The sequence below is a fragment of the Micromonospora sp. NPDC048830 genome (assembly GCF_043198215.1).
Classification (GTDB): Bacteria; Actinomycetota; Actinomycetes; order Mycobacteriales; family Micromonosporaceae; genus Micromonospora.
Genome location: NZ_JBICUP010000046.1, coordinates 31,278 through 49,560 on the forward strand (window position 1 = coordinate 31,278; position 18,283 = coordinate 49,560).

The 18,283-nt window shown below is 74.8% G+C and carries 23 protein-coding genes; 12 read left to right on the plus strand and 11 right to left on the minus strand.

The genetic code is table 11. The features are described 5' to 3' along the window. Positions 1 to 58: 58 nt before the first annotated feature. The 4 genes from ACGFIZ_RS28425 to ACGFIZ_RS28440 form a co-directional block, all read right to left on the minus strand. On the minus strand, positions 59 to 688 hold the full coding sequence (locus ACGFIZ_RS28425; RefSeq protein ID WP_393424414.1) for an ABC transporter permease: 630 nt from the start codon (positions 686 to 688) through the stop codon (positions 59 to 61). 55 nt (positions 689 to 743) lie between these two features. Then, the gene (locus ACGFIZ_RS28430; RefSeq protein ID WP_393424417.1) at positions 744 to 1,595 is read right to left on the minus strand and encodes an ATP-binding cassette domain-containing protein; all 852 of its coding nucleotides are present in this window, start codon (positions 1,593 to 1,595) and stop codon (positions 744 to 746) included. Further along, the gene (locus ACGFIZ_RS28435) at positions 1,592 to 1,930 is read right to left on the minus strand and encodes a PadR family transcriptional regulator (protein ID WP_393424420.1); all 339 of its coding nucleotides are present in this window, start codon (positions 1,928 to 1,930) and stop codon (positions 1,592 to 1,594) included. Before ACGFIZ_RS28435 ends, ACGFIZ_RS28430 begins: the two co-directional genes overlap by 4 nt. 238 nt (positions 1,931 to 2,168) lie before the next feature. Next, on the minus strand, positions 2,169 to 2,888 hold the full coding sequence (locus ACGFIZ_RS28440; protein WP_393424423.1) for a PP2C family protein-serine/threonine phosphatase: 720 nt from the start codon (positions 2,886 to 2,888) through the stop codon (positions 2,169 to 2,171). A gap of 63 nt (positions 2,889 to 2,951) precedes the next feature. Here ACGFIZ_RS28440 and ACGFIZ_RS28445 point away from each other — a divergent pair, with 63 nt between their 5' ends. Beyond that, positions 2,952 to 3,977 carry an AAA family ATPase gene (locus ACGFIZ_RS28445; protein WP_393424426.1) on the plus strand — a complete coding sequence of 342 codons (1,026 nt, stop codon included), beginning with the start codon at positions 2,952 to 2,954 and terminating at the stop codon, positions 3,975 to 3,977. 133 nt (positions 3,978 to 4,110) lie between these two features. Here ACGFIZ_RS28445 and ACGFIZ_RS28450 read toward each other — a convergent pair whose 3' ends face one another. Then, complete coding sequence (locus ACGFIZ_RS28450) at positions 4,111 to 4,671, minus strand: helix-turn-helix domain-containing protein (RefSeq protein WP_393424429.1); 561 nt, start codon at positions 4,669 to 4,671, stop codon at positions 4,111 to 4,113. A 58-nt stretch (positions 4,672 to 4,729) separates the two neighbouring features. Here ACGFIZ_RS28450 and ACGFIZ_RS28455 point away from each other — a divergent pair, with 58 nt between their 5' ends. Beyond that, complete coding sequence (locus ACGFIZ_RS28455) at positions 4,730 to 6,055, plus strand: benzoate/H(+) symporter BenE family transporter (RefSeq protein WP_393424432.1); 1,326 nt, start codon at positions 4,730 to 4,732, stop codon at positions 6,053 to 6,055. Here the strand turns inward: ACGFIZ_RS28455 and ACGFIZ_RS28460 are convergent. The 4 genes from ACGFIZ_RS28460 to ACGFIZ_RS28475 all read right to left on the minus strand — a co-directional run bounded on the left by ACGFIZ_RS28460 (position 5,997) and on the right by ACGFIZ_RS28475 (position 7,962). Next, positions 5,997 to 6,371 (minus strand): hypothetical protein, encoded by a 375-nt coding sequence (locus ACGFIZ_RS28460; protein ID WP_387228442.1) that lies wholly within the window; start codon positions 6,369 to 6,371, stop codon positions 5,997 to 5,999. The two genes, ACGFIZ_RS28455 and ACGFIZ_RS28460, sit on opposite strands and share 59 nt — an antisense overlap. 45 nt (positions 6,372 to 6,416) lie before the next feature. Continuing rightward, positions 6,417 to 6,677 carry a hypothetical protein gene (locus ACGFIZ_RS28465; RefSeq protein WP_393424435.1) on the minus strand — a complete coding sequence of 87 codons (261 nt, stop codon included), beginning with the start codon at positions 6,675 to 6,677 and terminating at the stop codon, positions 6,417 to 6,419. 79 nt (positions 6,678 to 6,756) lie between these two features. Continuing rightward, positions 6,757 to 7,230 carry a large conductance mechanosensitive channel protein MscL gene (gene mscL, locus ACGFIZ_RS28470; RefSeq protein ID WP_393424438.1) on the minus strand — a complete coding sequence of 158 codons (474 nt, stop codon included), beginning with the start codon at positions 7,228 to 7,230 and terminating at the stop codon, positions 6,757 to 6,759. A 39-nt stretch (positions 7,231 to 7,269) separates the two neighbouring features. Beyond that, positions 7,270 to 7,962 carry a FadR/GntR family transcriptional regulator gene (locus ACGFIZ_RS28475; RefSeq protein WP_393424441.1) on the minus strand — a complete coding sequence of 231 codons (693 nt, stop codon included), beginning with the start codon at positions 7,960 to 7,962 and terminating at the stop codon, positions 7,270 to 7,272. Between the two features lie 50 nt (positions 7,963 to 8,012). Here ACGFIZ_RS28475 and ACGFIZ_RS28480 point away from each other — a divergent pair, with 50 nt between their 5' ends. Beyond that, positions 8,013 to 9,434 carry an MFS transporter gene (locus ACGFIZ_RS28480; RefSeq protein WP_393424444.1) on the plus strand — a complete coding sequence of 474 codons (1,422 nt, stop codon included), beginning with the start codon at positions 8,013 to 8,015 and terminating at the stop codon, positions 9,432 to 9,434. A gap of 7 nt (positions 9,435 to 9,441) precedes the next feature. Here the strand turns inward: ACGFIZ_RS28480 and ACGFIZ_RS28485 are convergent, their stop codons facing one another. Continuing rightward, positions 9,442 to 9,798 (minus strand): STAS domain-containing protein, encoded by a 357-nt coding sequence (locus ACGFIZ_RS28485; RefSeq protein WP_393424447.1) that lies wholly within the window; start codon positions 9,796 to 9,798, stop codon positions 9,442 to 9,444. A 272-nt stretch (positions 9,799 to 10,070) separates the two neighbouring features. On the opposite strand from ACGFIZ_RS28485, the gene ACGFIZ_RS28490 reads away from it, so the two are divergent. From ACGFIZ_RS28490 to ACGFIZ_RS28500, 3 genes are all read left to right on the plus strand, one after another. Continuing rightward, positions 10,071 to 11,612: a SpoIIE family protein phosphatase gene (locus tag ACGFIZ_RS28490; RefSeq protein ID WP_393424450.1), complete on the plus strand. Its 1,542-nt coding sequence runs from the start codon at positions 10,071 to 10,073 to the stop codon at positions 11,610 to 11,612. Between the two features lie 178 nt (positions 11,613 to 11,790). Further along, entirely contained in the window at positions 11,791 to 12,600 is an 810-nt protein-coding gene (locus ACGFIZ_RS28495; RefSeq protein ID WP_393424453.1) for a Scr1 family TA system antitoxin-like transcriptional regulator, read from the plus strand. Between the two features lie 20 nt (positions 12,601 to 12,620). Next, a complete protein-coding gene (locus ACGFIZ_RS28500; protein WP_393424482.1) occupies positions 12,621 to 12,806 on the plus strand; it encodes a DUF397 domain-containing protein in 186 nt (61 codons plus the stop codon). On the opposite strand, the gene ACGFIZ_RS28505 is transcribed toward ACGFIZ_RS28500, so the two are convergent. Continuing rightward, complete coding sequence (locus ACGFIZ_RS28505; RefSeq protein ID WP_393424456.1) at positions 12,787 to 13,590, minus strand: DUF6597 domain-containing transcriptional factor; 804 nt, start codon at positions 13,588 to 13,590, stop codon at positions 12,787 to 12,789. The genes ACGFIZ_RS28500 and ACGFIZ_RS28505 overlap by 20 nt on opposite strands. Positions 13,591 to 13,621: 31 nt before the next feature. Here ACGFIZ_RS28505 and ACGFIZ_RS28510 point away from each other — a divergent pair, with 31 nt between their 5' ends. From ACGFIZ_RS28510 to ACGFIZ_RS28535, 6 genes are all read left to right on the plus strand, one after another. After that, a complete protein-coding gene (locus tag ACGFIZ_RS28510) occupies positions 13,622 to 14,194 on the plus strand; it encodes a TIGR03086 family metal-binding protein (protein WP_393424459.1) in 573 nt (190 codons plus the stop codon). A 45-nt stretch (positions 14,195 to 14,239) separates the two neighbouring features. Beyond that, complete coding sequence (locus ACGFIZ_RS28515) at positions 14,240 to 14,776, plus strand: PadR family transcriptional regulator (RefSeq protein ID WP_393424462.1); 537 nt, start codon at positions 14,240 to 14,242, stop codon at positions 14,774 to 14,776. Further along, positions 14,773 to 15,555 carry an ABC transporter ATP-binding protein gene (locus tag ACGFIZ_RS28520; RefSeq protein ID WP_393424465.1) on the plus strand — a complete coding sequence of 261 codons (783 nt, stop codon included), beginning with the start codon at positions 14,773 to 14,775 and terminating at the stop codon, positions 15,553 to 15,555. Before ACGFIZ_RS28515 ends, ACGFIZ_RS28520 begins: the two co-directional genes overlap by 4 nt. Further along, entirely contained in the window at positions 15,552 to 16,982 is a 1,431-nt protein-coding gene (locus ACGFIZ_RS28525; protein WP_393424468.1) for an FtsX-like permease family protein, read from the plus strand. The genes ACGFIZ_RS28520 and ACGFIZ_RS28525 overlap by 4 nt, the downstream gene beginning before the upstream one ends. 104 nt (positions 16,983 to 17,086) lie before the next feature. Beyond that, the gene (locus ACGFIZ_RS28530) at positions 17,087 to 17,824 is read left to right on the plus strand and encodes an ATP-binding cassette domain-containing protein (RefSeq protein ID WP_393424471.1); all 738 of its coding nucleotides are present in this window, start codon (positions 17,087 to 17,089) and stop codon (positions 17,822 to 17,824) included. Continuing rightward, positions 17,821 to 18,283: hypothetical protein (locus tag ACGFIZ_RS28535; RefSeq protein WP_393424473.1), on the plus strand; the 463-nt coding region annotated here is incomplete at its 3' end. The genes ACGFIZ_RS28530 and ACGFIZ_RS28535, both read left to right, overlap by 4 nt.

Here is an 18,283-nt window from a genome sequence, read left to right on the forward strand (position 1 = left end):
CCCGGCGGGGCCGGCGGCCCGGACCGGCACGGGTGAGCGGCAGGGTAGTGCGGCGGCTTCAGCCGAGCGGCAGGTGGCGCAGGTGCCGACGGCGGCGGAGCCGGAGGCTGAACACCGCCGCCACGACGACGACCATCCCGACGGTGACCGCCAGCCCGTGCAGCGAGCCGCGGGCCAGGTACTCGTCGTCGGTGTGATCCACCGCCCAGGTGGCGATCTCCCGGCTCGACCAGAACGGGGTCAGCTTCGCCCCGGTGCCGGCCGGGTCGATCAGCATCTGCACCGTCACGATGGTCAGCAGCAGGGTGCCCTCCAGCTCGCGGGGGAGCAGCGCGCCGATCAGGATGCCCAGCGGCGCGGCGACGGCGACGCAGCAGAGCATGGCGACGGCCACCCCGCCGTACCGCAGGTCGGGCGCGTCGAACGCGACGAGCAGGAAGAAGGGCAGGGCGATGGCCAGCCCGGCCACCCACAGCCCGAGCATCCGCCCCAGGTAGAGGTGGTGCGGGCGGTAGCCGGCCAGCCGCAGCCGCGGCTCCAGCTCCCGGGCGGCGCTGGTGGCGAACAGCGCGGCGGTGCTCACCGCCCAGCTGATTCCGAGCAGCAGCGAGCGCACGGACTGCCCGACGTAGGCGTCCCGCCGGATCAGGTAGAAGGTGAGCGGGAGCAGCAGCATCAGCGCCAGCACGCCCGGCGGCGCAGCAGCTCCCGCAGGGTCATCTCGGCGACGGTGACCATCCGGTTCACGCCCGTCCTCCCCACCCGGCCCCGCCGTCGCGCGCCGTCCCGCCCGCCGGAGTGAGGTCGAGGACGACGTCCACCCGGTCGAGCTGGTTGAGCAGGTGGGTCACCACCACGATCGCCCGGCCGGCGTCGCGCAGCCGGCCGAGCTGCTCCCAGAAGTCGACGTACGTGCCGCGGTCGAAGCCCTGGTACGGCTCGTCGAGCAGCAGCACGTCCGGCTCGGTCAGGGTGGACATGGTCAGGTTGAGCTTCTGCCGGGTGCCGCCGGACAGGTGCCGGGTCAGCACGTCGCCCGGGGCGTCCCAGCCGAGCTGCCGGGCGGCGGCCCGCCCCGCCCGGCGGGCCTGCCCCCGGGCCAGGCCCTGCCCGGCCCCGACCAGCACGAAGTGCTCGTCGGGGAGGAGGAAGTCGGAGGTGCCGCCCTGCTGCGGGCAGTACCCGAGCCGGCCGGTGACCGTCACCTCGCCCTCGTCCGGGGAGATCAGGCCGGCGCAGATCCGCAGGAACGTGCTCTTGCCGCAGCCGTTCGCGCCGACGATCGCCGCGATCTGGCCCGCCCGTACGGTGAGGCCGGCGTCGCGGAGCACGGTGCGGCGGCCGTACCGCTTGGTGATGCCGTGGGCCTGCAGCCGGACCGGGCCGGGCGCCGCGGGCGCCGGCGGCGGCGCGCCGATGCTCTCCGCGATAGCGGCGGCGTACCGGCCGGGCGGCCCGAACACGACGGCCGGGTCGCCGCCGCCGTCGCGCAGGTGCGTGGCCGCCTCCGCCACGACGTGCCGGGCGTCGTCGGGGCGGACCCGCCGGTGGTGCAGTTCGGCCGCGAACGCGCGCAGCCACTCGTCGGGGTTCATCGCTCGGCCCTTTCCGTCAGGAGCCCGGTCACCGGGGTGACGAACGCGGCCCAGTCCCGCCCGCCCTGGCGCAGCGCCGCCCGCCCGAGATCGGTGATCCGGTAGTACTTGCGGGCCGGCCCCGCCGTGCCCTCCCGCCACTGCGCGGTGACCAGCCCGGTGCGTTGCAGGCGCAGCAGCACCGGGTAGAGGGTGCCGCCCTGGATCGGCCCGATCCCGGCCTTGTCGAGCGCCTGGGCCAGCTGGTAGCCGTACGACTCGCGGTCGCGCAGCAGGCCGAGCACGCAGAGGTCGAGCACGCCACGCAGCCACTGGCCCCGACGCTCGATGTCCACGCGGCGACACTAGCGACACCATCTATATTGCACAACTACCTAGCCGGGCGCGGCCCCGCCTGTGCCGGCGTGCCGGGCGTGCCTGTGCCGGCGTGCCGGGCGTGCCTGTGCCGGCGTGCCGGGCGTGCCTGTGCCGAAGTGCCGGTGAGCCGGGCGTGCCCGTACCGGGCGTGCCGACCCGGACGGGGGCGGGTCGCCGGGCCGACGCCCGACCGGCGCCGGCCCGGGTGCGGGGCCGTCAGGCCGCGGTGACGTCGGAGACGACGACGGTCACGTTGTCCGGCGCGCCGGCCTGGTGGGCGAGCTTCACCAACTGCTCGCCACACTGCTGGCGGTCGCCGTACAGGGCCAGCGTGGCGGCGATGGCCGTGTCCTCCACGTAGTCGGAGAGCCCGTCGCTGCACAGCAGCAGCCGGTCACCGGCCAGGAGGGTGATCGTGCCGATCGCCGGTGGGGTGTCGGCGCCCTGCACGGCCCGGGTCACCAGCGACCGTTGCGGGTGGTGCCGCGCCTGGTCCGGGGAGAGCGCGCCCTGGTCGACCAGCGCCTGGACGAACGTGTCGTCCCGGGTGAGCTGGGTGAGCTGGTTGTCGCGCAACAGGTAGCAGCGGGAGTCGCCGACCTGGGCGAGGACGAGGACGTCCCCGGCGAGCAGGCCGGCGGTGAGGGTCGTACCCATGCCCTCGCGGGCCGGGTCGGCGGAGATGGCGGCCCGGATGCGCTGGTTGGCGGTGCTCACCACGGCCCGCAGCGCGTCGGCGGCCTGCTCCGGGGCGGTCGGCGGTTGCAGCTCGTCGAGGATGCGGACGACGATCTCGCTCGCCAGTTCCCCGGCGGGCAGGCCGCCCATGCCGTCGGCCACCGCGACCAGGCGGTTACCGGCGAGGGCGGAGTCCTCGTTGTTGCTCCGGACGAGGCCGACGTCGTTGAGGATCGCCGAGCGAAGGATCATCGTCATGGGTCAAGCTTGCCAAGATCACCCTCGCGCCGTCTGTACGCACTAGTGCGTAGTGTGGAAAGAATGATGCCGGTGTCCATGGTCGGGCGCGCCGGAGAGCTGGCGGAGCTCGACCGGGCATGGTCCACACTGGCGGTCGACGGCCGGCCCGGCCCGGTCGTCGCGGTGCTCACCGGCGCCGCGGGTGTCGGCAAGAGCCTGCTGGTCGCGGCGGCGCTGGAGGCGTTCACCCCGCGGCCGGCGGTGCTGCTCAGCGGCGCGGCCCGGCTGCACAGCCCCGCCCCGTACGACTGGCTCGCCGCGGTGCTCAGCGGGCGCGGCACCAGCCGCCTCGGCCTGCCGTCCGACGCGCTCGCCTGGCTGGCCCAGCACCCGACGGCGCCGCGCGAGCGCTACGCCCCGGGCACCCTGCTGCGGCTCGCCGTCCGCACGGTCCGGCTGCTGGTGGGGGCCGGCCCGGCGGTGCTGGTGGTGGAGGACCTGCACGCCCTGGACCCGGCCAGCCTCAACCTGCTCGGCGAGCTGGCCGCCGCGCCGGACCTGCCGGCGCTGCTGCTGGTGGCGAGCCGGCCCGCCGCGGACGCGGTCGCACCGGACCTCGCGGCCCGCGTCCTGTCCCGGCTCTGCGGGGTACGCGGTGCCGTCCGCCAGCACCTGGGCCCGCTCGGCCCGGCCGGAGTCGCCGAGGTGCTGACCCAGGTGTACGCGGGGAGCCCTCCCGCGCCCCGCCTCGTCGACGCGGTCTGGCAGCGCACCGGCGGCAATCCGTACATGCTGACCGAACTGCTCGCCGCGCACGCCGGCCAGGGACCGGACGCGCTGCTGCGGCACCCGCTGCCGGAGCACCTGCGCGTCCCGGCGCCGCGGCCCGCGGTCCCGCCCGACGCCGAGCTGACCGGCCGGGAGGTCGAGGTGCTCGGCTGCCTGGTCGCGGGAATGTCCAACAAGCAGGCGGCCCGGGCGCTCGGCATCTCGGTGCGGACGGTCACCGTGCACGTGTCGAACCTGCTGCGCAAGACCGGTTCGGCGTCGCGTACGGAGGCGGCGTTGTGGGCGGTGCAGCACCGGGTGCCGGCGCGGCCGGGCTGAGGCGGCGGCGGGCTCACCTGCATGGTGGCGCCGGCTCACCTGCATGGTGGCGCCGGCTCACCTGCGCGGCGCCGGCTCACCTGCGCGGCGCCGGCTCACCTGCGCGGCGCCGGCTCACCTGCGCGGCGCCGGCTCACCTGCGCGGGTAACGCAGCAGGAGGCTCGCCGACACCTCCTCGTCGCCGACCGCCGCGTAGCTGTGCGGCACGTCGGACGTCCAGCGCAGGTGGCCGCCGACCCCGGCGGTCAGCGGGGCGTCCGCCGGCCCGGCGCGGAGCACCCCGGCGAAGACCGTGACGTGCTCGGTGACCCCGGGCTGGTGCGCGGGGGAGAGCTGGCCGGGCCCCGGGGCGACCCGCATCCGGTACAGCTCGTACGTCGCGTCCGCCTCGGTGAACACCTCCAGCAGCGTCGCGCTCACCGCCGTGCCGCTCACGGTCGGGGTGGTGGCCGGCCCGGCGAGCACGGCGGTCAGCGGTACCCCGAGCTGGGCGGTGACCGCGTACAGGGTTTCCAGGGTCGGGTTGCGGGTGCCGTTCTCCAGGCCGGAGAGCGTCGCCTTTCCCACCCCGGCCAGCCGGGCCAGGGTCGACAGGGACATCCCCCGTTCCTCGCGCAGTTCGCGTACGCGGCGGCCGACCGGGCCGGCGCTGGTGTCGATGGCCCGTCCCCGGGCTGGTGCAGGCAGCTCCACCCCGCTATGGTGCTACACGCTCTGCGTTCCGTAAACGGAACGATCGGGAGGGGGAGACGTGGCCGGCCTGCTGCAACCCGTGCTCGCCGGGGTGGTGACCGCGCTCGTCGGCTTCGCCAGCTCGTTCACCGTCGTGCTGGCCGGGCTGCGGGCGGTCGGCGCCAGCGAGGCCCAGGCCGCCTCGGGCCTGCTCGCGGTCTGCGTCGTGTCCGGGGTCTGCGCCGTGTGGCTGGGGCTGCGGCACCGGCTGCCCATGGCCGTGGCCTGGTCCACGCCCGGCGCGGCCCTGCTGGTGGCCACGGGTCCGGTGCCGGGCGGCTGGCCGGCGGCCGTCGGCGCGTTCGTCGTCTGCGGGGCGCTGATCGTCGCCGCCGGGCTGTTCCCCCCGCTCTCCCGGGCGGTGGCCGCCATCCCCGGCCCGGTCGCCAGCGCGATGCTGGCCGGCGTGCTGCTGCCGCTGTGCACCGCCCCGGTCCACGCGCTGGTCGAGGTGCCGCGGCTGGCGGCGCCCGTGGTCGTCACCTGGCTGGTGCTGCACCGGTTCGCGCGGCGCTGGGCCGTGCCCGCCGCACTCGTCGTGGCGGCGGTCGCCATCGCGCTGACCACACCCGGCGGGATCGCCGCGCACGGCCTGCGGCCCGTGGTGGCCCTCACCGCGCCCGAGTGGACCGTCCCGGCCGTCGTGGGGCTGGCGCTGCCGCTGTTCCTGGTCACCATGGCCGCGCAGAACGTCCCCGGCATGGCGGTGCTCGCCGGGTACGGCTACCGCCCGCCGCTCGGTTCGGCGCTGCGGGTCACCGGCCTGGCGAGCGCGCTCGGCGCCCCGGTCGGTGGGCACGCGGTGAACCTCGCCGCGATCACCGCCGCGCTCGCGGCCGGCCCGGACGCCCACCCCGACCCGGAGCGCCGCTGGGTCGCCTCGGTCACCGCCGGCGTCGGCCTGGCCCTGCTGGGCCTCACCGCCGGGGTCGCCACGGCGCTGGTGCTGCTGTCCCCGCCCGTGCTCATCGAGGCGGTGGCCGGGCTCGCGCTGCTCGCCGCGCTGGCCGGGGCGGTGTCCGCGGCGGTCGCCGATCCGGACGCCCGGGAGGCAGCCGTGGTGACCTTCGTGGTCACCGCCTCCGGGGTGAGCCTGTTCGGCGTCGGCGGCGCGTTCTGGGGACTGGTCGCAGGGTGGGTCGTGCTGCTGCTCTTCCGCCGCCGCGCGAACCCGGCGCGCCATGTCGGCGACATGGCGGTATCCGGGGCGCCCGGACACCGCGATGACGGCGACCTGGAGTCGATCAACGCCGCGCCGACCGCCGGGGCGTCGGCGTCGTGGCGGGTCACTCCTCCCGGGGCAGGCTCGCGGCGGGGACGTCGAGGCGTACCCGGCCGTCGGTGACGGCGGTGATCTGGTCCGCGAGCACGTACACGGCGCCCGTCGGGGCGAGGTCGGTGGAGACCTTCAGATAGCCCGTACGCAGCAGGCGGGCGGCCAGGTCGGCCGGGACGTCCGGCTCCTCGACGGCCGTTGCCCCGATCAACTCGTCCAGGCTGCCGCCCGGGTCGACGGTCGGCGCCTGGACCGTCACCGCGTTCGGGTCGCCCCGCTGGACGAGGTCCACCGTGCCGATCTCGGCGCCGGTCACGTCGACCACCGGCATCCCGGTGGTGACGCGGGAGATGCCCGCCTGCTGATCGATGCCGCGCTGCTTCATCCAGGCGCGGTTCCCGACCGGCCGCCCCGCTAAACGCCGGGCCGGTCAGGCGTGCCCGTCGGAGGTCGGGGTCCACGCGCCCGGCGGGCGGGGGGAGAGTTCGCGCCAGCCGTCCGTGCCGGCGAGCAGCGCGCGTACGGTCTCCTCCGCCTCCTCCACGCTGTCGTACTCGTAGAACCGGGAGACTCCCTCGGCGCCGCCGGCCCGCTGCTCGACGTGCCACCGGTCGGCGTCCACCCGGAGGAAGACGTCCCGCCGGGCCAGCCGCCCCCACCTGCCGTTCCACCAGTGCCTGCGCTGCTCCACCCCCGGACTCTACCGAACACGTGTACGACACGAGTCGGCCCCCGCGGGAATCCCACGGGGGCCGGTGTGCGGGGGCGCGTCAGCGCGGGGCGGGCGGCTCCGCGCGGCGACCGAGCACGTCGTCCAGGGCGCCGCGCTGCTGGGCGGGGGTGGCGTGACCGGCGGCGACCAGGGCGTCCCGGATCTCGGTCAGCAGCTTGATCTCCTCGCTCGGCGCCTTCGGCGGCGGTTCCTCGCCCCGCTGCCGCCGCTCGGCCAGCTTGTTCATCGGGAACACCACGAGGAAGTACAGGGCCGCCGCGGTCAGCAGGAAGGTGATCGCCGCGTTGACGAAGGCCACCCAGTCGAACGGGACGTCCCGGAATTTCGGGGTCGAGCCGGTGATCCCGTTCTTGCTGCGGGTGATCAGCGCGATGAAGACCCTGACCAGCGGTTCGAGGAACGACTTGGTCAGCTGCGTGACCACCCCGGTGAACGCCGCGCCGATGACGACGCCGACCGCGAGGTCGACGACGTTTCCGCGCATGATGAAGTCCTTGAAGCCCTTGAGCATCCGTACTCCCGTGCTGTCCGGTTTACCGTCGGGAGCAACCTATGCCCCGGGGGCCGGCTCCAGAAAAGCACCGGCCTCCCGGGCCGCCCCGGCCGGGTCGCCGGCGCGGATCGCGGCGACCAGCCGGGCGTGGTCGACGTACCGCTCGGGCTCCAGCGCGTCGCCCATCGCCTGCGCGACCGTGCAGCGCAGCGCCGCGCCGACCGAGGCGTACAGTTCGGCGAGCATGCCATTGTGCGCGGCGGCCACCACGGCCGTGTGCAGCGCCGCGTCGGCCTCCACGAACTCGTCGACCCGGCCGGCGCGCCAGGCGGTGTCCCGGGCGTCGAGCGCGGCGTCGAGCGCCGCCAGGTCCTCGGGGGTACGCCGCAGCGCCGCCAGCCGGGCCGCCTCCACCTCGAACGCGCGGCGGACCTCGGTCACCTCGGCGATCCGGTCGTCGGTGAGCCGGCGGGCCACCACGGGGGCCAGCTCGTCGGTCGACACCACGTACGTCCCGGAGCCCTGACGGCACTCCAGCACCCCGGCGTGCACCAGGGCGCGCACCGCCTCCCGGACCGTGTTGCGCCCGACGCCGAGCGCGGCGACGAGCTGCGGCTCGGTCGGGATGCGCCCGCCGACGGGCCACTCGCCGCCGAGGATGCGGGCCCGGAGCTGCTCGATGGTCTGCCGGACCCGGTGACCGCGGGGCGGCACGGGGACGGAACCCACGGAATCCACAGACGGTGTCACTGGTTACATCCCCTGCCCCAAATTCATCCCATGATTGTAGGTTCGAGGTCATGACCCCGCCACCGACCGCCCTCGCGGAGCCCACCGCCACCGACCGTCCTGCGCCCACCGCCACCGACCGTCCCGCGCACGCTGTCGGCGTCGCTCCCGGCCAGGCCCTCGGGGCAGCCCCCACAGGAGCCGCCTCGACGGATGCCGCCTCGACGGATGCCGGGTCGACGGACGACGCCTCGACAGGAGCAGCGTCGACGGAGACGGCGGCGGACGCCGCCGCGGCGAAGGCGGGGCCGGTGCGGGCCGGCCTGCTCGTGCTGGTCGGCATGCTGCTGGTCGCGGTGAACCTGCGCGCCGCCGTCACCAGCCTCGGCGCCCTGCTCGACGAGGTGCGCACCGGGCTGGGGCTGTCCGGCGCGATGGCCGGGTTCGTCACCACCCTGCCGACGATCGCGTTCGCCGGCCTGGGCGCGCTGACCCCGTGGCTGGTCCGCCGGGTCGCCCCGGCCCGGGTGCTGGTGGTCGCCATGCTGGCGCTGGCCGCCGGGCAGGTGCTGCGGGTGCTCACCGGCTCGGCGCCGGTCTTCCTGGTCGCCAGCGCGCTCGCGCTGGCCGGCATCGCGGTGGCGAACATCCTGCTGCCGATGCTGGTCAAGCAGTACTTCCCGCACCGCACCGGGCTGGTCACCGGGGCGTACACGATGGCTCTGACGCTGGGGACGTCGGTGGCCGCCGCGTCGGCGGTGCCGGTGGCGCACGCGTTCGGCTCGTGGCGGGCCGGGCTCGGGGTCTGGGCCGCGCTGGCCGCGCTGGCCGTACTGCCGTGGGTGCCGCTGGCGCTGCGGGCCCGCGCCGCGCGGCGGGGCGGAACCCGGACGGAGGCCGCCGCGCCGGCCTGGATCCGGCCGGGACGGACCCGGCTCGGCTGGGCGATGGCGGTCTACTTCGGCGCGCAGTCGCTGAGCGGGTACGCGATCATGGGCTGGCTGGCCCAGCTCTTCCGGGACGCCGACTTCCACCCGCAGACGGCCGGGCTGCTGCTCGCCGGGGTGACCGCCCTCGGTGTGCCGGTGGCGCTGCTGATGCCGGCGCTCGCCGGCCGGATGCGCACGCTGCGCCCGCTCGTGCTCGGGCTGACCGCCGCCTCCACGGCCGCCTACCTCGGGCTGGCGGTCGCGCCGCACGGCGCGGCGCTGCTCTGGGTCGCTCTGCTCGCCCTCGGCCAGGGCGCGTTCCCGCTGATCCTGACCACCATCGGGCTGCGCGCCCGGACTGCGGAGGGGACGGTCGCGCTGTCGGCCTTCGCGCAGAGCACCGGGTACCTGATCGCGGCGCTCGGCCCGCTGCTCGTCGGCGTCCTCTACGAGGCCACCGGCGGCTGGACAGCCCCGATCGGGTTCCTACTCGTCGCCCTCGCCGTGCAGACGGCCGCGGGCCTGGTCATCGCCCGTCCCCGATTCATCGAGGACGAGCGCTGAGGACGGCTCAGGAGGAGGCGGGCGTGGCGTCGCCGGCGACGGCCTGCTCGACCGTCGGGTACGTGTGCAGCACCTCGACCAGCCCGCTGACCTCCAGGATGCGCAGCACCCCGCGCTGCGGGGCGGCCAGCCGGACCACGCCGCCGGCCTCGTCGCAGCTGTTCTTGGCCCGCACGAACACGGACAGCCCGGTCGAGTCGCAGAACGAGACGTCCGACAGGTCGAAGACGAGGCGACTGCGGTTCTTGTCGAGCAGATCCGTGATCTGGTCCTGGAGCTGCGGTGCCGTCGCCATGTCCAGCTCGCCCGCGACCGACACGACGACCACGTCGCCGCGCTGTTCCGTGTGCACCGTCAGGGACATTCGACCTCCTGTTATCGGTGGAAACCGTATCCCACAACGGGGGTGTGCCGCAGAACTGGCGCGGGTGCGGGTGCTCGACGCCATTCCGTTGCAGCGCGGCAAGTAGTTGGCGGGTGCCCGGTGGTAGAGTCCGCCCGACCCAGGCCGGAGGGGGTTTGCCGTGGCCTTGAGTACGGAGGCGAAGCGCCGGCTCGGCGGCACCCGGAAGCTGGCCGGCGAGCCGGGCTCGGGCAGCACTGTCACGGTCGCCCTGCCGGCGCGCGGTGCGTGACGTGGCGCACGGCCTGGCGACCGTGCTGGTGGTCAACGACAGCAGCGCCAGGCGGTACGTGCTGGTGAGCTGGCTCAGCCAGGCGGGGTTCGCGACGCTGGAGGCGGAGACCGGCGCCGAGGCGCTGGCCCGGATCGGTGCGGACCCGATCGACCTGGTCGTGCTCGACGTTCTACTGCCCGACCTGAGCGGATACGAGGTCTGCGAGCGGATCAAGACGGACCACCCGGCGACACCGGTGATCTACGTCTCCGCGCACGCCGTCGGGGTGGCGGACCGCGCCCAGGGTCTGGCCCGGGGCGCGGACGCGTACCTGGCTGAGCCGATCGAGCCGGAGGAACTGGTCGCCACGGTCCAGGCGGTGCTGCGCTACTACCAGGCCCGGCAGCGGGCCGAGCTGCTCGCCGACCGGCTCACCAGACTTGCGCAGACCACCCTGGCGGTCAACTCGGCGCCGAACTTTCCGCAGCTGATGACCGCCGCGGCGGCCGGCGCCGCCGACATGTTCGGCACCCCGGCCGTGGTGCTGGCCGAGACGATCGACGGCATGTCCCTCGCCGCGACGATCAGGGGCCCGGGTGCGGTCCCGGTGCTGCGTCCCTGGCCGCTGGAGGAGGACGACGCCCCGATCGGGTCGACCCTGCGCGAGGGGGTGGACCCGGCCGAGTGGCCGATGCACGACTGGGAGGGGGAGAAGGAGTTGGCGGTCGGCGTGGCCCGGCCGCGCGCCGACCGCCCCCCGATCTACGTGGCGGTGCCGCCCCGGGCGCTGGTGGAGGAGGCACCGGTGGTGCGCCAACTCGCCCAGGCCCTGGCCGCGGCGGTGGAGGCGCAGCGGTCGCTGCACGAGGAGCACCGGATCGCGGTGACGCTGCAACGCAGCCTGCTGCCCCGCCGGCTGCCGCAGGTGGCCGGGCTGGACCTCGCCGTCCGGTACGAGCCGGCGAGCGCCGAGACCGAGGTGGGCGGGGACTTCTACGAGCTGGTGATGCTCGGCGACGAGTTGCTGGTGGCGATCGGCGACGTCGCCGGCCACTCGCTGCACGCCGCGACGGTGATGGCCGAGCTGCGGCACGCCGTGCGGGCGTACGCGATCGAGGGTCACCAGCCCGGGGTGATCCTGGACCGGGTCGACGAGCTGATGCGGGCCCTGCTGCCGGGTGAGCTGGCCACGGTCTGCGTGCTGCTGCTGCACCCCGGCACCGGCCGGATCCGGCTGGCCAGCGCCGGGCACCTGCCGCCGCTGCTGATCTCCGACGGCGCGGTGGAGTACGTCCGGCACGCCGCGCCGCTGCTCGGGGTCCGCGCCGAGCGCCCCGCCGACCTGGAGTTCTTCCTGCCGGCCGGGGCGACGCTGGTGTTCTACACCGACGGGCTGATCGAGCGCCGGGACGCCACCATCGACGAGGGGCTGGCCGCGCTGGCCCGCTGCGCCGAGCGGGTGGACGAGGACCTGGACGCGTTCTGCCAGCGGCTGGTGGTCGACCTGGCCCCCACGGAGATCCAGGACGACGTGGCGGTCGTCGCCGTCCGCCGCCGCTGAGCGGCGGAAGGGCCCCTTCCTGACACCCGCCGCCATCCCGGCGGCGGCACGCCGTGCGGGCGCGTCGGGGTCACGCCGTGCTCATCGGACGGTTACCGTGGGCGCACGGCCACGCGCGCATCGCCGGCGCGTCGGGGCCGTCATCCCCGCACGTCCCGACCCGGTACGGAGGCTGTTCGTGGAACTGTCGCCCATGCTCGAGCACTTCGCCGAGGAGTTGCGGCTGGCCCGGGCGGTCACCGGGCTGTCCCAGGCGGCCCTGGCCGAGGCGGTCAGCTACTCGGCCGCGCTGGTCGCCAAGATCGAGCAGGGGGACCGCCGGCCGAGCGCCGACTTCGCCCGGCGCTGCGACACGGTGCTTGGCACGGAGGGCCGCCTCGCACGCATCCAGCGCCGGATCAGCCGCGAGACCGTGGTGCCGTACTTCCGCGAGTACGCCGGGATCGAGGATGAGGCGGTCGCGCTGCGCGGGTACGAGCCGCTGTACGTCCCGGGCCTGCTCCAGACCGAGGCGTACGCCCGCGCGGTTCTTTCGGGAAGCGGACTGCTCTCGACCGAGGAGGTCGAGCGGCAGGTGGCGGCCCGGCTGGAGCGGCAGGAGATCCTCACCCGGGAGCACCCGCCGACGCTGACCGTGGTGCTCGACGAGTCGGTGCTGCGCCGCACCGTTGGCAGCCCGGAGGTGATGCGGGAGCAGGCGCGGCACCTGGTCAAGGCCGGGGAGTCGCTGCCCCGGGTGCGCGTCCACGTGGTGCCGCTCGCGGTCGGGGCCTACGCCGGGCTCGAAGGCCCGTTCGTGATCGCCACGCCTCCGGTCGGGGAGGATATGGTCTATGTCGAGGATCAGCTCGGCGGGAAGGTGACGGACCGCCCCGAGGACCTGCGCCGGATCGTCGACGTCTGGGAGTCGATCCGGGGCGAGGCGCTGCCCCACCAGCAGTCGATCGAGCTGATCAGGCGGATGACGGAGGCGGAATCGTGGACCTGACCGGCGTGAGCGTGGGCGGCGTGGACCTGACGAGCGCGCGGTGGCGCACCAGCAGCCGCAGCAACGGCACGGGCGGCAACTGCGTCGAGGTGGCCGGCAACCTGTCGGGCGTGGTGGCCGTACGCGACTCCAAGGATCGCGGCGGGCCGGTGCTGGCGTTCCGGCCGGCCGCCTGGCGGGCCTTCCTCACGGAGTTCGGCCGCTGACCGACCGCGCGTACGCGGCCGGGGCCATCCCCGTCGCGGCGGTGAACTCGCGGACCAGGTGGGCCTGGTCGGCGTAGCCCAGGTCGGCGGCGAGCCGCGCCCAGTCGACCGGCCCGCCGGCGGCCTGCTCGATCGCCTCCTGCACCCGGTACCGGCGGATCACCCACTTCGGCCCGACGCCCACGTGGTCGAGGAAGAGGCGTTGCAGCCGGCGTACCGAAAGATCGTGCCGGCGGGCCAGGTCGGCGACCCGCAGCAGTCCCCGGTCGACGCGGATCTCCTCGGCCAGCGCCGTCGCCTCCGCCGCGGCCGGGTCGGGCCGGGGATCCCAGGCGAGCAGCAGTTCGTCGAGGGTGGCGCAGCGCTCGTCGTCCGTACCCGCGCAGGCCTGCCGGCCCGCGACGAGGCCGGCCGGCAGCGGGCGGCGCCGGCCGGTCAGCTCGGCGACGGGCCGCCGCCAGAACGGGCGGAACGCGCCCGGGCGGAACTGCACGCCGCTGACCCGACCGGCGCCGGCCAGCGTGATCCGGAACAGCTCCCGCCCGACGCCCGCCACCTCGGCGGTCTCCGGGCCGGCGCCGACGCGCTGGAACACCGCGTTGACCGCCGGGTGCGGCACCACCCGCTGCTCGAACGGCTCGTCCAGCTCCCAGTCGATCAGCCAGTAGTGCTCGACGTACGGGCGCAGGGCGACGGCCGGCAGGCGGCGCCGGAAGCGGACCTCGCGTCGCAGCCGGCCGGGATCGAGGATGCCCCGGCTGTCCGCGCGCGGTTCGTGTCGCATTTCTTCAAGACTGCCCTCGTACGCTGCCCTTATGGGTACGAAGACTAGCGATCTGCTGGCGGCCGCGGCGCCGCGCACCGTCGCGGTGGTCCGCGCGATCAGCGACGACCAGCTCGACCTGCCGACCCCCTGCGTGGAGTACACCGTCCGGGAACTGCTCAACCACATCTACCAGGTGGTGGTCAACTTCCAGACGATGGCCGCGCGGCAGGCGGTGGACTGGTCGGAGAAGCCGGACTACCTGGACGACGGCTGGCGGGAGCGGTTCGCCGCCGAGGCCGAACGGCTCGTCGAGGCGTGGGCCGATCCGGCCGCCGAGGAGGGCGTGTCGCCCGGCATGGGGCTGCCGCAGCGGACCGTCGGCGCGATGGCGCTGGTCGACCTCACCGTGCACGGGTGGGACCTGGCCCGGGCCACCGGCCAGCCGTACGACGCCGAGCCGGCCGCGATGGACACGCTGCACGGCTTCATGGACGCGATGGGCGAGACCGGGCAGAAGATGGGCGCCTTCGGCGCGCCGGTCGACGCCCCGCCGGACGCCACGCCGCTCGATCGACTCCTCGCCCGCATGGGCCGCCACCCGGGCTGGTCGCCGCCGGCGTGACGGACGGGGTTGACGCCCGCTATTCGCTCAGTGAATAGTGGCGGGGTGTCGACCCCACACGTGTTGCTCGCCCTGCTCGCCCAGGGCAGCCGGCACGGCTACGAGCTGAAACGGGCTCACGACCGGCGGCTGCCCCGGGCCCGTCCACTGGCGTTCGGCCAGGTCTACGCCACGCTCGGCCGGTTGCAGCGGGACGGGCTGGTGGCGCCCGCGGGCCAGGATCGCGACGGCGGCCCGGACCGCACGGCGTACGCGCTCACGGGCGCCGGCCGGGACGCGCTCGACGCCTGGCTCGCGGAGGTCGAGCCGCCCCTGCCGTACGTCAGCAGCAGCCTCTTCGCCAAGGTCGTGGTGGCGCTGCTGGTCGCCGACGCCGACCGTGCCAGGACGTACCTGGCCGCCCAGCGCCGGGCGCACACCGAACGGCTCCGCGAGCTGACCGCGGTCAAGACGGACCCCTCGGCCACCCTCGACGACGTCGTGGCGGCCGACTTCGCCATCGCCCACCTCGACGCGGACCTGAGGTGGTTGCACACCACCCTGGAGCGGGTCGTCGACTGGCACCGGGAGGTGCACTCGTGACGCAACTTCAGGCTCGCGGCGTGGTCAAGGCGTACGGGCCGACACCCGCGCTGCGCGGGGTCACCCTCGACGTCGCCGAGGGGGAGATCGTCGCCGTCACCGGCCCGAGCGGCTGCGGCAAGTCCACCCTGCTGCACTGCCTGGCCGGCATACTGCGCCCCGACGCCGGGCAGGTCACCTGGCGTGGCGAACGGATCGACACCTGGTCCGAGGCGGCCCGGTCCCGGCTGCGGCGTACGGAGTTCGGGGTGCTGTTCCAGTTCGGCCAGCTCGTCGCCGAGCTGACCGCGGCGGAGAACGTCGCACTTCCCCTACTGCTCGCCGGCACGGGGCGGCGAGCGGCGCGGACGGCGGCACTCGCCTGGCTGGAGCGGCTGGGCGTGGCGGACGTCGCCGCCGTCCGGCCGGGCGAGATGTCCGGCGGTCAGCAGCAGCGCTGCGCCCTCGCCCGGGCCCTGGTCACCGAGCCCCGGGTGCTCTTCGCCGACGAGCCCACCGGCGCGCTCGACACGCTCGCGGGGGAGCAGGTGCTCACCCAGCTGGTCCGGCTGGCCCGCGAGCAGCGGACGTCGGTCGTGCTGGTCACCCACGAGCCGCGGATCGCCGGGTACGCCGACCGCGAGGTGACGCTGCGCGACGGCGCGGTCGACGGCACCGGCCTGGGGCTGGACCCGCCCGTGGCGGGCGGCCCGGGGGTGGGCCTGCCGACCGGCGGCGTCGGAACGGACCTGTCGGTGACCGGCGGCCCACGGCTGCCGCTGGCGGGCGGTCACCGGTGAGGCCGGCGGTCCTCGTCCGGTTCGCCCTCGCCGGCACCCGGGCCGACACGGTGCGGGTGACACTGACCGCGTTCAGCGCCGCGCTGGCCGCCCTCGCCGGGCTTGCCGCGCTGACCGTGCTGGCCATCCCGCAGCCGCCCGGCGGCGCCGAGTCCAGCCAGTACGCCAACGCGCTGCTGCGCGAGCCGGGGCTGCGCGGCGGGACGGCGTTCACGCTGCTGCTCCTCGCCGTACCGGTGCTGGCGCTGGCCGGGCAGTGCGCCCGGCTCGGCGCCCCGGCCCGCGACCGCCGGCTGGCCGCCCTGCGGCTGGCCGGGGCCACCCCCGGGCAGGTCACCCGGATCGCCGCGCTGGAGACAGGGGCGGCCGGCCTGCTCGGCACGTCCGTCGCGCTGGCGGCCTATCTGGCCGCCCGGGAGCTGCTGCACCGGCCCGACGAGCGCGGCCTGCTCGCCCTCCCCACCGACGTGCTGCCCGCCCCGCTCGCGCTGGCGGCGGTGGTGCTCGGGCTGCCCGCCGTCGCGGCGGCCGGCACCGCGCTGCTCCTGCGCCGGGTCACCACCACCCCGTTCGGCGTGGTCCGCCGGGCCCGCCGGGACCGCCCGCCCCGCCCCTGGTTCGCGGTGCTCATCCCGGCCGGCGTGGGCGCGCTCGCCTCCTTCTTCCCGGTTCTGAACTGGTACGACAACCGACATGTCGAGCCGCCGCTGCTGCTCCCGCCGGCGCTGCTCGTCGTCGGCGGGCTCGCCCCGACGATCGGGGTGGTGGTCGCCGCCGGCTGGTTCTCGTACACCGCCGGCCGCTGGCTGCACCGCCTCGCCCGGGGGCCGGCCGCGCTGCTGGCCGCCCGCCGGCTCATGGCCGACCCGTGGGCGGGCAGCCGGACGTTCGCCGCGCTGCTGGCCGCGGTGCTGGTCGGCGGCGGCGCGGCGGCCTTCCGGGCCAACTTCCAGACCCGGTACGACGTCCTGCGCGCCGAGTCCCGGCTGGTCGACCGCGTCAGCGAGCCGAACCGGTTCTACCTCGACACTATGAACCTCGTGGACCTGGCGGTCGCGGTGGCCGTGACGATCGCCGCCGGCGGGCTCCTGGTGGCCCTGGTCGAGGGGATCGTGGCCCGCCGCCGGGCGTACGCGGCGCTCGTCGCCACCGGCGTGCCCCGGCCGGTGCTGGGCCGCTCGGTCGCCTGGCAGGCGCTGGCCCCGGCGGTGCCGGCGGTGCTCCTCGCGCTGGCCGTGGGGCTGCTGCTCGGGCGAAGCCTGACGGGCGAGGTGCACGCCGGGGGCGGTGACGTCATGCCGGCCGTACCGATCGAGCAGCTCGCGCTGGTCGGCGGCGGCGCTCTGCTCGCGGTGGCGCTCACGGTCGCGGTCGGGCTGTTCTTCCTGCGCGCCAGCACGGCCTTGGAGGAACTGCGGGCGACCTGACAGGTGGTGGCCGCGATGCACGGCTTCATAGCTCGCGGTTGTCCACCATCTACAAGCCCTGATGAGCTTTTCGGTACAGATCCGGTTTTGTAAAGAGGGTTTGCGTGCTTGAAGTCAAAGGTGTGGGGTTCCGTTACGGAGCCCGGTCGGTCCTGGCGGACGTCTCACTCCAGTTCGCCACGGGTGCCAACCTCCTGCTCGGACGCAACGGCGCCGGCAAGACAACGCTCCTGAGGATCCTCGCGGGCGCCATGGCGCCCACCGCTGGCACGGTTCTCCTGAACGGGCAGTTGTCAGGCGGTTCCACCCGGCTCGGACGGCGTCTGCTGGGAAACATCGGATGGCTACCGCAGGACTTCGGCTATCCGCCGCGGATGACCGTGCGCGAGTTCGCCGCATATGCCGCCTGGCTCAAGGCGGCCCCGCCGAAGACCATCCCGCAGAAGGTCGATTTCGCACTGCAGGTCGTGGACCTCGGAGACCGAGCCGGTTGCAGCCTGGGTTCGCTCTCGGGTGGGCAGTTGCGGCGTGCGGGGCTGGCCGCGGCGCTGGCGGGCGACCCGGCCGTACTGATCCTCGACGAGCCGACGGCCGGGCTGGATCCTGAGCAGCGAGACACGTTCCACCAATTGGTGCAACGCCTCAAGGAACACAAAACCGTCATCGTAGCGACCCACCTTCTCGAAGATGTCGAGGCCCTTGCCGGTCGGGTGGTCATCATCGATCAGGGTGCAGTGCGGTGGTCGGGGAGTCTGCCCGAGTTGTCGCTGCTGGGCGGCGAGGACTCGAATCTGGCCGCGCTACGCACCGCCTTCCACAAGGTGGTGAGTGGCGCATCATGAGGAGTTTCACTCCAGGGAGACTCGGCTACCAGGAAATCCTGGTAGCCGCGGCCGTCGCTGCCCTTACTGCCGCTCAGGGCATTTTCCTGGTGGCGGGAAAGGCGGAACGATGGGAAGGAAACTGGGCGAGCAGTAGCGCCGTTGTCGGGTGGGCGACCATCTGGGGCACCTGCATCGCCGCGGCCGCCGCGGCCTGGGTGGTGGCGGCCCCTCGTCGACACGGATGCCTCCCGCTTGTGCAGGCCGCCGCCCGTTCGCAGGCGCGGATCTACGCGGCTGCACTCCTTTCCGTGGGTGCGGGAAGTCTTCTCGGCTACCTCGCCGTACTCGGGTTCGTGACCGCGAAGACGGCACCGAAGGCCACTCATCGAATGTCTTCCGTGGAAACCCCCGGCTTTAGCCGTGGGGAGGAAACGGAACCCCTGCGGAGCAGGTCAGGGATAGCCCATTCGCCGCCAA